The following is a 12,981-nucleotide window of genomic DNA, read 5'->3' as shown; positions in this document are numbered from 1 at the left end:
ACTATTCTCGTGCCGGGAAACGTCTGATGAGACGTTCCCGGCATTTGCTGCTTATCAATCACTCACAGGCGGATCGATATGGATATCCTCATCGGGCGCCGTTCCAGTCCAGCGTGTAAAAGCCACCTTTAGGCCTGCCCTTGTTGGCGCGCAAAGAAACGGACCCGCTTGCTGAATCCCTTCATTAAAGAATCGGGCAACCCGAATCGTTCGCCATGGATGATTTTGCGTCCTTGCCCTGAGGATAACTGCATCCTGAGAACGGGAGGCACGGATCGTTACAAGCTCTCCCATCCATTCCGGCACCGGCGAGAGGGACCAATCCGAATAAGTATCCGTGACGACGGCCCCTATATGAGGAACGCCATCGTTTATCTCAATGCCTGCTTTGATCCAGCTTGTCCTGCTCTGCCAGAGCATAATGCCCGCTTGGTCATAGAGCTCCGTGAAACCCTTTAATTCAAAGCTGATTTCAATCGCCTCTTGCTCTTTCCACGGAGCCAAAAGTGCATGGCCATTATCATGCTCAAAGCCGTACATCGTTTTTTGCCAGTAATCGCTCCCCTTGACCGCCTCTACCACTACCCCCGTGCCCTCGTGCCGATAAGACACAGGCTCTGTCGACCAGATTCCCTCATTCCAAGCAATCACTCTCGTCATCTATGTAGCACCTAGCTTTCAACTAAATTTAACGAACACACCGAGCCGTATCATTCATCCTCTGCATGCTCTTTTTTATTATGATTCATTGTGAAAATTATGCAATGGTTGTGTCCGACCTGCCATAGAATGTGTCCAACCTGCCATTTTGGTAGAAGAGGGTGGAATAGATCTACTTTTTAGATCTCCGCCCTATAAAGCCTCCATACTAAAAAGGCTGCTAAAAACGATCGCAAAAAAAGGGCCAACCCGACAACTCGGGTTAGCCCTTTTTACCATCGAGGATGTCCTCGCAAAGCTGCTGCTCGCAGCCTTATCGCGCATCCTCAACACAATTACAGATTATTTCGATACCGACGTAAACCACTCATTCACTTCTTTAGTGATTTGATCTCCGCCGTTTGTTTTCCAGTTCGTTACGAAGCTGTCGAAGGCGTCGATTGGCAATTTTCCGTAAATGATTTTGTTGAACGTCTCCAGCTCGGATTGACGCAGAAGGCTCCATTTTGAAATCATCGTCGTTGTTGCCGCTCCCGTAAAGAAGTTTTGTTTACGAATATCGATTTGTGACATGACGATTTTTGCAGAGTACCAGTTTTCCGGTTTACGGAATTCAGCGGTATTTTTCTCATATGGCGTTTCAGGCGCCGCTCCGTCAGCAAGCTTCACGAGCGTTTTCATATAAAGGTCAGGAATACGCGCAGGTCCAGTAAGGAACGGGAACTCATTGTTGAAATCTTTGATTTTGTCTTTGTTGTTCGTTGGCTGACCGTCTACTTCATCCCAGTCATATCCCTTAGCAAAACCATACTCATATGCACTTCCAGCGGCAGGGTTAGCCAAGTTATCAAGCAAATAGTTGTAGTACAGGAAGAACGCTTCCGGATGTTTTGCATCCTTGTTGACCATAAAGCTGCTGTTTACGCCAGAGTTTTGCCATTTCGTTCCGATCAGGCCATCAGGGCCAGCAGGAACGGGGTAAGCTTTATATTTAGCGCCTTTTACGTTTTTGAGCAGATCCGGTGCCGGCCAGTCAGGAACCCAGTTCGCGCCTGGCAGTACGCCTGCTTTGCCGTTCGTCCAAATTTCAGCTGTTTTGCCTTCATCCCACAAAGCCGCATCCGGGTGGATATAACCTTTGTCCATCCATTCCTTCAGCTTAGCAAGAGCTTGCTTTGCTCCAGGATTAACGGAGCCGTATTCCAGGTTGCCATCAGCATCCTTGTTCCATTGCTCCTCGATTGTGCCGTAAGCACCGTATAACCAATCAAGCGAGCCCATCCAAGTGTTAGTGTTGTTTTTCAAAGAAATCGCTAGCGGATATACATCCTTAGCTGCCAATCCGTCAGGATTCTCGTTTTTGAATTTATCAAGAATGTTATCTAAGTCAGCAATGGTTTTCGGAGCTTCAAGGTTCAGCTTCTCCATCCAGTCTTCACGCAGCCACAGAAGCGTATCGTCATTGTCGGTGTACTCAAGAATTGGAATGTTCCACTTCTTGCCGTCCTTCGTGAACGGGTACCATAATTCCGGATGCTGTGCAGCGTGGTCTTTCCACGTTTGGTTCGCGTATTTATCGAATAGTTCGTCAACTGGCAGGAACTGTCCGGAATCAATCAGCTGGTTAGTCAAGATTGCATCCGTTGGCACGAATACAAAATCAGGAAGCTTCTCGCCGGATGCAATGGCAAGCTGAAGCTTCTGCTTGTATTGATCGTTGCCGGCTGGGTACCAAGTGTCCTTGTGCTTCATGCCGAATTGCTCCAGCATCCAGCGGTCATGGACATTGTCTTCTTTCGTATCGCCATTCGTGTATTTCTTAGGCATAATAACCGTGCTGAACTCAATTGGCGGATCGTATTTCCCTTTAGCAAATGCCTCATCGGAGGCGGTTGTCGTCGTTCCGGTAGTTGCGCCGCTGTCCGTGCCCTTATTATCGTTCTTGCCGGCATTTCCGCTGCAAGCACTTACGATAAAAGCCATAGCAACGAGCAGCATTCCTGCTTTTCTAAGTTTACTCATGTTTAAGTCCCCTTTGAAGTAAGATGATCACATATGCTACTTTACCAACTTGTCGGGGAGGTCATCTATATGATTTTGTTAGTTTCCATAGGACTCTGTCATGTTGTTAGTTTCCATGCCTGTAATCCTGCGGGGTCACGCCGAACTGTCTTTTGAACACCTTTATAAAGTACGCTGGCTCCAAATAACCGATCTCCGTGCTGATTTCGTACACTTTTTTCTCGGTCGTTTTCAGCAAGTGGCATGCTCGCTCCATCCGAAGCCGGGAAATATAATCGCTTATCCCCTCGCCAGTTTCAATCTTATAAATTTTAGATAAATGCGTCGTATGCAGATTCACATGATCAGCCAGCACACGCAAGGATACGTCCAGATGAAGATTTTTTTCGGTAAAATCCTGAACCTTCTTGACGTACAACGAGCGAATGTCATTCACTTCATTGGCCGTCCCCTCTTTCAGCTTGCCGATCACTCCGATCGACCAATTGCGCAGCTTGCTTATCGAGGAAAAAGCCTCTCCGCTTTGCAGCAGCTCCATATCTGAGCCGAGCAGCTCCGCAAGGGTGTGCCCGTTCCGATGGGCAAAATGGGTAAATGAGGAAGCAATCAGAAAACCAGCTTCCATGCAATGCTCCCAAGAATCGGACCATTTCTCGTCCAGCTCGGCAAATACGCCCAGCAGCTTCTCCTCAAGCGCATCCCAGCGTACGGCCTCCAGCAGATTGTTCAGCGTAGGAGGCGCATGGATGGCATCCAAAGCGCCTTGTGATACATGCTGCTTCAGCTCACTGACACGCATCACAAATTCACGCTCATCGCCGACGATTTGCCGGAAGGAAGATGAAGCCTGCCTATAGCTGCCCTGGAGCTGCTCGGGAAACAAGAACGGCTCCGTGATCACAATCGACAACGAGCCCTTGAGGAACTGCTTCACCTTGGACTGCAGCTGCACTGCGAGCTTCTCTAGCAGCAAATCCTGCTTGGCTGACGGGAATTCATCCTTGAATTGCAGCAGGAAAGCCAAGTAACCATGCTCTTCCTTGACGCCCCACACCTTCATATATTCCCCAAAAATTTCTTCTGCAATGTTAATAATCGCATATTCCATCAACTGCTGACCGTTATGCCGGTACTGGCTGAATTCATCCTCCATGCGGACAAGCAGCAGAGCACAGTCTCCGAATACGATCGGCAAGCTATAATTCTCTAGCTTCCGGCTCCATTCCTCCGCAGCCATCTTCTCGCCGCGCAATCCGTCAAGCAGCAGCTGTCCGCGCAGCAGCGGCAGATTTTCACGCAGCGTATATTCCGTGCGCTCATGGGAGCTAATGCTCTCCCACTCCTCCTTCAGTTGATCAATGGCGACTCTTACCGCTCCGAACAGTTCATCATCGGTTGGCGGTTTAAGAAGGTACTCGACCGCCTGATGCCGGAGCGCCTCCTTCGCATAATCGAAATCGGAATGCCCCGACAAAATGATGCATTTGATCCGTTTGTCGTATTCGCGTATCTTTTCAATAAGCTCGATGCCTGTCATCTCCGGCATGAGTATATCCGATATGACGATATCAATCGGATTCGTCTCGATAATTTGCAGCGCTTCCCGCGCAGAATAAGCTTTGTGTACCTGTTCAATGCCCAGTGTATGCCAAGGCTTGTGCATGGACAGATTATCTACCCAGTGGGCTTCGTCATCAACGATGATCATTTGCATGTGGTGTATCTCCTTGTTGAGTTGATGGTTGAGATAATTCTGCTGCGGCAGGCGTCTGCCAAATAATCTCGGTCCGGAAACCTCCAAGCGGCGAGGCGGTAAAATGTAAATAAGATCCTTCTCCGAACTGATGGTAAATCCGCTGATTGGTGTTCCATAGCCCGCAGCCCATTTCTTCCTGGAGCGGCTCTTTCATCTTGCGGTTCAGCGCTTCCTGCCCGTCCGCGCTCAGGCCTGGCCCATCATCGTCGACATAGACGCGGCAGCAGCCGCCGGAGATTTCGCCTCTAATTCGAATTTCGCCGGACGAATACGACTTGCCGACGCCGTGGATGACGGCATTCTCGACGATCGGCTGGAGCATGAGCCGCGGAACCTGCTGCTTCAGCATTTCATCCGGAATATCGATCTTGTATTCAATTCTTTCATTGCGCAGCTTTTGAATATCCAAATAATTGACCAGCAGCTTAATTTCCTCTGCAACGGTCGCAGTCTCCCGCTCCATCCTTGTCGTGTAGCGGTAATACGCGCTCAAGTTATAAGCCATGGAAACTACAGCTTCCTGCTCCTTCATCTGCGCCATATTAATTATATAGCCGAGGCAATTGTACAGGAAATGGGGATTAATCTGCGCCTGGAGCTGCTTTAACGTCGCCTCACGCGCACGAAGCTTCTCGCCTAGCACCTTCTCGACCAGATCTTGAATTTGCCGCGACATCTCATTGAATCGATAAAATAAAAAAGCAAACTCATTATTCACGTTCGACTTGATTTGCACGGAGAAATCGCCCCGCTGCACGCTCTGTAAGCCGCGAATCAGCTTGATAATCGGACGCTGCACATTGCGGTACAGCAATACAGAAGCCGATATTCCGACCACAAACAGCAAAACCATCGATAAATAAAACAAATTTCGGCTGGATGAAATAGGTCCCAGCATCTGATCCAGCGGCACAATATCAACCAGATACCAGCCTAGCTGCGGCGATTTGACTGCGCTTACCAAATAATTTTTATGATCGAGCAGGACCACCTCTTGATTCGTATCCGCCAGCTGCTTGCCATCCAAATAAAGCGTCAGCTCAGAAGCCAGCTTCTTGGAGGCGCTTCGGTTCAGAATCGGCGTTTCCCCTTCATGGTAAAAGATAGGATCACCTTGTCCGCCTGCTTTATACGTGTCCAGCATATTTTGAATATTCTCGTGTCCGAAGCTCGCCTGCACGACGAGATTGCTGCCCTTAAGCGTTCCCTGATGGCCAAAAGAATCGGTATAGAACCAATTAAACGATTTTTGCGTCCCGGCTGTCGCCACTCTTCCGTCCCCGTAGGTCCAATCCCCTGTCATATTATTTTTCAGATAGTCCTCGTCATATTTGACGGTATCTTTATTATTAGATATCGCCTCTTTGTTCTGCTGAGAATAAACCGTATAGGTCACCGGCCAAATATTCATGACGCCTGACTGCAGCATCATTTTCTCCTGTACGACATACCGAGTCTGCATCTTGTCGTAAAGGTCATCCCAAAGATTAAGCCCGTTAAACTTCTCGACATTCGGGTCCTTCGAGAACGTAATGACAAAGTCCACGGTCTGATTGATTCTGGAGTCAATTTGGCTCGACAGGAACGAAAGCTGCTTAATGTTCGACGCCTGCAGCTCCTTGCTGATCACATGCGATGCCACCTGATTGGAATAGGTAAATAGGATGATAATCGGAATGAACAACAAGAGGATTAATATATTCATTTTGGCAAAGAGACTGACCCTTGCCCCTAGTTTTTTTTTGAAAAAAGGCATGCTTTTATTTAGTACCATGATCCTACCCCTCCAAATGATCTCCCTAACAAAAACCTATGAATCCTAACATTGTCTTATAGTTTCGAGCTTACGCACTTTGTTACTATTTATATCAGGGTTTCACAGGATACACAAATATGATTTTATGGAAAGGGAGAACTATGGACTCTAATACCCTACAACAAGCAAACCCTAACGTCGCCCCTAAAGTGAAAAAAGATCGCGGCTACAAGCAGCCCTGGACGCTTCATTTGATGGTACTGCCAGCTGTTCTGCTCGTCCTTGTTTTTGCTTATTTGCCTATGACGGGACTTGTAATGGCATTTCAGGATTATAAGGCCGGCTTAGGAATATCCGGCTCCCCATGGGTCGGCTTGAAGCATTTCCGATATATGTTCGAGAATGAATACTTCTTGCAAATTACATGGAATACGTTATTTTTTGCCTGCTCCAAGATTGTGATGAACTTGATTATTCCGTTCCTGTTCGCCTTACTGCTCAATGAGGTGCGCAACATGGGACTGAAGCGCTCCATTCAAACGCTCGTCTACCTGCCCCACTTCTTGTCGTGGGTAACGCTATCCGGTATTTTGATCGACGTGCTTGCCCAAACCGGCATTGTGAACCAATTCTTAAATAGCGTGTTCGGCATTAAGCCGATTTTCTTCCTGGGTGACGGCTCATGGTTCCGATTTACGATTATATCCAGTGACGTCTGGAAGGAATTCGGCTTCAACACGATCATTATCCTTGCTGCGCTCTCCGGCATTAATCCGGCGATGTATGAAGCAGCCGAGGTTGACGGCGCAAGCCGCTTGAAACAAACGATGCATATTACGATTCCTTCGCTGATCCCGATGCTGATCGTTGTAGCCACGCTGGCGCTTGGCAACGTGCTTAACGCCAACTTCGACCAGGTATTCAACCTGTACAGCCCTCTCATTTATCAGCAAGGCGATATTATCGATACCTTTGTCTACCGCGAAGGCTTGCTCAGCGGACAATTCAGCTTTGCTACGGCCGTCGGCTTCTTCAAATCCATGATCAGCTTGATACTGATCGTTATCTCCTACCGACTTGCGTACAAATTCGCCGGCTACAGGATCTTCTAGAAAGGGTGACTGCATATGTACCACAAAACAATACCATACCGTATATTCAGTATCATAAATAATACCGCGCTGTTGATCATCTCGATCGTCTGTCTGCTTCCGCTGCTTCACCTGCTAATGGTATCCTTAAGCTCGTCTGCGCCGGCCAATGCCGGCATGGTTACCTTCTGGCCGATCGGCTTCACATTTGAGGCTTATGCCAAAACGTTTGAAAATGCCAATTTCCTATCGTCCTTGTGGGTATCTGTGCAGCGGACCGTAATCGGAACGGCACTGGCGATGATCGTCAATGCGGTTGCTGCTTACGCCCTCTCCAAGGACTCGCGCATTTTCCGGGCGCGCAACGTATACCTCTGGTTTTTTGTCGTAACGATGCTCTTCAGCGGCGGCTTGATTCCAAGCTACATTCTAATTCTGAAGCTTGGCCTTATGAACACGCTGATGGCGCTAATCCTCCCGGTTATGGTGTCGGTTTACAATATTATTCTGCTGCTCAACTTCTTCCGCACGGTGCCGAAGGAGCTAGAAGAAGCAGCCTTTATTGACGGAGCCGGCCACTTGCGCAGCTTTATTCAGATTTATCTTCCGGTTTCCATGCCGGCGATCGCGACGATTTCCTTGTTTACGATGGTTATGCATTGGAACGCTTATTTTGACGGCTTGATCTATATTAAAGAATCCATGAACCTGCCGCTGGCGAGCTTCCTTCAAACGATTATCGTCCAAGCGGATATGACCAAATTCGATCCGCAAATGGTAGCGAATATGTCGCAGCGTACGATTCGCGCTTCCCAAATTTTCATCGGAGCGTTGCCGATTCTAATCGTCTATCCGTTCTTGCAGCGCTACTTCGTCAAAGGGATCGTTATCGGTGCGGTAAAAGAATAGCTTGCTGTACTATATAAGTTGAACTAAAGTTTCTCGTTTTGGTCGCTGCGCGAGTAGATCATTCTTACGATCGCGGTTGTAACCAGATTCTTTGATTGACTAAGACCTTTAAAGGTAAGAATCCGGCTACAAAGGCGAACACTTCGTTTCTCCAGAACGATCTTCTCGCTTCGCTTACACTACATTTCTTTTGTTCCACATTTATAGAAGTGCCATACCAATCAACAGCAATGAATTTACGAACTAGAGGGGCTGCAAAACATATGTCTAACGAAACGAACCAAACCGTACAAATCGGTGGTAACCCTATAACTTTGAACGACTTGATCGGGAAAATGACGCTTGACGAAAAAATTGCGCAGCTCATTCAGCTAGCTGTTCCTTTCTATGAGGGAGCTGAGGATGCCGGACTGATTACAGGTCCAATGGAATCGCTTGGCATCACCGAAGACACAGTCCGCAACAGCGGTTCCGTGCTGGGGATGGCCGGAGCCAAAGACGTCATCAACGTACAGCGCACGCATTTGGAAAATAACCGTCTAGGCATCCCTTTGCTGATGATGGCCGATATCGTTCACGGCTTTAAAACAATTTTCCCTGTTCCGCTTGCGATCGGCTGCTCTTGGGATCTTCCGCTGGCAGAGCTTAGCGCTGAGATTGCCGCTAAAGAAGCAGCTGTATCCGGCGTCCACGTGACATACGCGCCAATGGTTGACCTTGTCCGTGATCCGCGTTGGGGTCGCGTGATGGAATCCACAGGCGAGGACCCTTACCTGAATGCCGAATTTGCGCGCGCATTCGTTCGCGGTTTTCAAGGAACGGACCTGGCTGGCGATTATGACCGCGTAGCGGCATGCGTGAAGCATTTTGCCGCTTATGGCGCAGGCGAAGCCGGCCGCGATTATAACACGGTTGATTTGTCGGAGCGTCAATTGCGCGAGTTCTATTTGCCAGGCTATAAAGCAGCACTCGATGAAGGCTGTGAAATGGTTATGACCTCCTTCAATACGGTCGATGGCATTCCGGCGACGGGCAACTCGAATTTGATGCGCAAGCTGCTCCGCGAGGAGTGGGGCTTTGACGGTATCCTCATTTCGGATTGGGGAGCGGTTAAAGAACTGATTGCCCACGGCATTGCTGCCGATGAGACGGAAGCCGCAGCCAAAGCGCTCAAAGCAGGTGTCGACATCGAGATGATGACCTCCTGTTATGCGAAGAACCTTGCTGATTTAGTGGCAAAAAATGAAATCGACGAAGCGCTTATCGATGAAGCGGTTATGCGCATCCTTACTTTAAAGAAGAAGCTTGGCCTATTCGAAAATCCTTACCGTGCTGCTGATCCGGAACGCGAGAAAGAAATCGTATTTTGCGATGATCACCGCGCGGCATCGTTCGAGCTGGCATTGAAATCTTGCGTGCTGCTTAAAAATGAATCCGTTCTTCCGCTTCAGCCTGGGCAGAAGATTGCCGTTATCGGCCCGTTCGCCCAAAGCGGCGATTTGCTTGGACCATGGTCTTGGACCGGCTCGCATGATGCTGTTGTCCGTTTGGCCGACAGCATCAAGAACAAGCTGAGCCAGCCATCCTCCTTGCTCGTTGCGGCTGGCTGCGATATCGAGACGTCAACAGAAGAGCAATGGCAGGAAGCTCGCGCAGCGGCTGAAGCTGCCGATGTGATCGTGCTTGCGCTTGGCGAGCATTCCGATATGAGCGGCGAAGCTGGCTGCAGAGCAAACATTCAGCTGCCTGCGGTTCAACTTGAATTGATCCGCAAGCTAAAAGCATTAAACAAACCGATGGTTGCTGTCTTGTTTAATGGCCGTCCGCTTGACCTACATGGTGTATATCATGAAGCAGATGCGATTCTGGAAGCTTGGTTCCCAGGCAGCGAAGGCGGCAATGCGGTAGCCGAGCTGCTGTTCGGCGGCGCTAACCCATCCGGTCGCTTGACGATGTCCTTCCCGTACAGCGTTGGACAAGTGCCTGTGTATTACAATGCGTTCAACACCGGACGCCCGCAAGGCGCGGCTGACGCTCAAGTGCGCTATGTATCGCAATATCTGGACATTCCGAATGAGCCGCTTCTTCCTTTCGGCTTCGGGCTAAGTTATACCCATTATGACTACAGCGAAGCGCGCATCTCCTCGGACACAATGACAGCCGAGCAACCGCTGACGGTTACCGTGAAGCTGACGAATACAGGCAAGGTTGCAGGCGAGGAAACTGTGCAGCTTTATGTTCGCGACATCTCCGGCCAGGTTGTACGCCCTGTCAAAGAGCTGAAGGATTTCCGCAAAGTGCTGCTTCAGCCGGGCGAAAGCCAAGAAATCGAATTTACGCTAACCGAGAACCAACTGCGCTATTATCACTCCGACCTTCAGCATTTTAGCGATGCGGGTGAATTTGTAGCTTTCGTTGGACCAAACAGCAAGCAGACAACGGCGCTTGCGTTCAAATTAGTGAAATAACAGACACAACAAAAACAACCAACATGCCCTTGCAGCGTGTTGGTTGTTTTGCTTTATTAATGAAGCAATAAAAATACGTATTAATAAATGATCCTGTTCTGCTTCCCTTATTGCTCTATACGCCCGCTTTTGCCGTTAGCCTCTCCAATGGCTGCGCATTGCCGTAAACGGGCCGTTGGCGTCCCACGGGCTGCGCCCATTTCACGGCATTGGTGATGACGCGCTGAATGTCGGCGTTGTGATAGGTCGGGTACGTTTCATGGCCCGGCCGGAAATAAAATACTTTGCCGTTCCCGCGTATGAACGTGCAGCCGCTGCGGAACACCTCTCCGCCTTCAAACCAGCTGGTAAAGATCACTTCATCTGGTGCAGGAATATCAAAGTGCTCGCCATACATTTCTTCTTCCTCAAGCTGAATGTATTCGCCGATTCCTTCCGCGATAGGATGGCTAGGGGCAATGACCCAAAGCCGCTCCTTCTCCCCTGCCTCGCGCCATTTCAAGTCGCAGCTTGTACCCATCAGCAGCTTGAAAATTTTCGAAAAATGACCGGAATGCAGGACGATCAAGCCCATGCCATCCAGCACGCGCTGCTGCACTTTACGAACGATCTCATCACTTACTTCACCGTGAGCAAGATGTCCCCACCATACGAGCACATCGGTGCTGTGCAATACTTCATCGGTTAAGCCATGCTCCGCTTCATCAAGCGTAGCCGTGCCCGTTTCAAAGCCCGCTTCCGTTAAAAATTGTGCAATTGCGCCATGAATGCCTTGGGGATAAATCTGTCCTACCAGCGGATTAATTTTCTCGTGACGATTCTCGTTCCATACCGTTATCCTTGCCATTGTAAGATCCTCCTCGAAAACTTGTTAATCCCAGTATAAAAAAACCGCTGCTTACGCGTAATGCTAAATGATGCTTATTTATTATTCAAAAGTGCTATACTCAGAGTGGAGGTCATGTCCATGTCCGTATACCCTACGACAAGAGAAGCCTATTTCGAGGCTGTGAATGAAGAAGTCGTCTACCAAAACCCGCTGCTGTTTCTAAAAATATGGGAAATCCGGGGAGAAGCAGGCCAATCCAGCACCTTGGAGCAGCATCCCTGGCACTGCCACAAAGAAGTCGAATTTCTTGCCGTCATTGAAGGCAGCTTAGGCGTGCAAAGCAAGCATGGCTACCTTGTTCTCGGTCCTGGCGACGTGATGGTATTGGGTGCCTCGCAGCCGCATCGATCACATAAGCCTAATGCCGATACGGTGCTTTATTATATCGTTTTTCAAATTGATCTGGGCAAGCATTTCGACCAGAGCACGATGCCGTATTTGTATTGTTTCTCGGAGCTGACTCAGCCGCTCGATATTTTAAATTATATTTTTGCGGAAAACGCGCCGGCCAAGCTGCAGGCACATGCTTACATACTCGAAATCTTCAATGAGTCACAAACGAGGATGAGAGGCTACGAAATCGCCATCAGCTCTGCGATCAAGAGATTGCTGCTGCTACTGCTGCGGAGCGATAACCGGAATCTGCTGAACGATACGGAAGAAAGCGAGCTTAGCCGCTTAAGACCGGTGCTTGATGACATCGACGCAAGACTGAACGAGAAGCTCGTCGTGGAAGAGGCATGTGCCATGCTCAATTTGAGCTATCATTATTTTATTAAATATTTCAAAAAAACGATGGGCGTTTCCTTCGTCGATTACGTAAATTACAAACGGATTAAAAAATCCGAGCAGCTGCTGCTGACCAGCGAGCTCAGCATTATGGAGATCAGCTACGAGGTGGGCATCTCCAATCTCGCCCAGTTCTATAAGCTATTCAAACGGCACAATCATTGCTCGCCAAGGATCTTCAAGCAGCGTATGCGCAGCGAATCCAAATCCGCGATGGAAGCCAAGCGGCACGCTGTGGAGGAAACTTGATTTTTCAATCGAAGCCATATAAGCCTTGCGTTTCCTCTGCGATTTTATAGCTTAGGACCTGAGACTGATCAAACACGAGACCTCGGTCAAGCTCTGCGACCGTGTCGATCGTCACGATATCTCCTTCCTCAAGTGGGATATCTGAAGGAAAGCCATGTGCGTTCACGTCGTTGACGGAGGCACAGATTACATATTGATAGCCCTTGTAGTTCTTAGTGTATAAATTGGCGCCGTGCTTCAAAATAAGGTCCTTGAATCGCAAGTTCCATAAATTATCTGTTGGCGGGGCGCCGATCCTTCTCAGGCAAGCCTGCATAATGTTCCGGCGCCATTTTGTAGACGAAATATGCGCGGACGTCCGACTGCCACAACCGGAGCAATCCTTGCAATAC

The 12,981-nt window shown here is 48.9% G+C and carries 9 protein-coding genes and 1 pseudogene; 4 read left to right on the top strand and 6 right to left on the bottom strand.

The window, feature by feature from the left end:
• Window positions 1-54: 54 nt before the first annotated feature.
• From E0496_RS02505 to E0496_RS02490, 4 genes are all read right to left on the bottom strand, one after another.
• Window positions 55-660, bottom strand: coding sequence for a DUF1349 domain-containing protein (locus E0496_RS02505; protein WP_141500042.1), 606 nt, complete (start codon window positions 658-660; stop codon window positions 55-57).
• 342 nt (window positions 661-1,002) lie between these two features.
• On the bottom strand, window positions 1,003-2,682 hold the full coding sequence (locus tag E0496_RS02500; RefSeq protein ID WP_141500041.1) for a type 2 periplasmic-binding domain-containing protein: 1,680 nt from the start codon (window positions 2,680-2,682) through the stop codon (window positions 1,003-1,005).
• 106 nt (window positions 2,683-2,788) lie between these two features.
• Window positions 2,789-4,396, bottom strand: coding sequence for a response regulator transcription factor (locus E0496_RS02495; RefSeq protein WP_141500040.1), 1,608 nt, complete (start codon window positions 4,394-4,396; stop codon window positions 2,789-2,791).
• Window positions 4,377-6,212, bottom strand: a complete 1,836-nt coding sequence (locus E0496_RS02490; protein ID WP_241674520.1) for a sensor histidine kinase — start codon at window positions 6,210-6,212, stop codon at window positions 4,377-4,379. Before E0496_RS02490 ends, E0496_RS02495 begins: the two co-directional genes overlap by 20 nt.
• 143 nt (window positions 6,213-6,355) lie before the next feature.
• Between E0496_RS02490 and E0496_RS02485 the strand changes: the two genes are divergently transcribed.
• From E0496_RS02485 to E0496_RS02475, 3 genes are all read left to right on the top strand, one after another.
• Complete coding sequence (locus E0496_RS02485; RefSeq protein WP_141500078.1) at window positions 6,356-7,306, top strand: ABC transporter permease; 951 nt, start codon at window positions 6,356-6,358, stop codon at window positions 7,304-7,306.
• Between the two features lie 15 nt (window positions 7,307-7,321).
• Entirely contained in the window at window positions 7,322-8,194 is an 873-nt protein-coding gene (locus E0496_RS02480; protein ID WP_141500039.1) for a carbohydrate ABC transporter permease, read from the top strand.
• A gap of 263 nt (window positions 8,195-8,457) precedes the next feature.
• Complete coding sequence (locus E0496_RS02475) at window positions 8,458-10,662, top strand: glycoside hydrolase family 3 N-terminal domain-containing protein (protein WP_141500038.1); 2,205 nt, start codon at window positions 8,458-8,460, stop codon at window positions 10,660-10,662.
• Window positions 10,663-10,777: 115 nt separating this feature from the next.
• Here E0496_RS02475 and E0496_RS02470 read toward each other — a convergent pair whose 3' ends face one another.
• A complete protein-coding gene (locus tag E0496_RS02470; RefSeq protein ID WP_141500037.1) occupies window positions 10,778-11,509 on the bottom strand; it encodes a ThuA domain-containing protein in 732 nt (243 codons plus the stop codon).
• A gap of 120 nt (window positions 11,510-11,629) precedes the next feature.
• On the opposite strand from E0496_RS02470, the gene E0496_RS02465 reads away from it, so the two are divergent.
• Window positions 11,630-12,589 carry a helix-turn-helix domain-containing protein gene (locus E0496_RS02465; protein WP_141500036.1) on the top strand — a complete coding sequence of 320 codons (960 nt, stop codon included), beginning with the start codon at window positions 11,630-11,632 and terminating at the stop codon, window positions 12,587-12,589.
• 4 nt (window positions 12,590-12,593) lie between these two features.
• Here the strand turns inward: E0496_RS02465 and E0496_RS36415 are convergent.
• Window positions 12,594-12,845: pseudogene (locus E0496_RS36415) on the bottom strand (M24 family metallopeptidase); the annotation flags it as partial.
• Between the last annotated feature and the right edge of the window lie 136 nt (window positions 12,846-12,981).

The organism is Paenibacillus luteus (genome assembly GCF_006542765.1).
Taxonomy (GTDB): Bacteria; Bacillota; Bacilli; order Paenibacillales; family Paenibacillaceae; genus Pristimantibacillus; species Pristimantibacillus luteus.
Note: the sequence above shows the minus strand (reverse complement) of the source record. Positions and strands in the feature narration are given on the sequence as shown.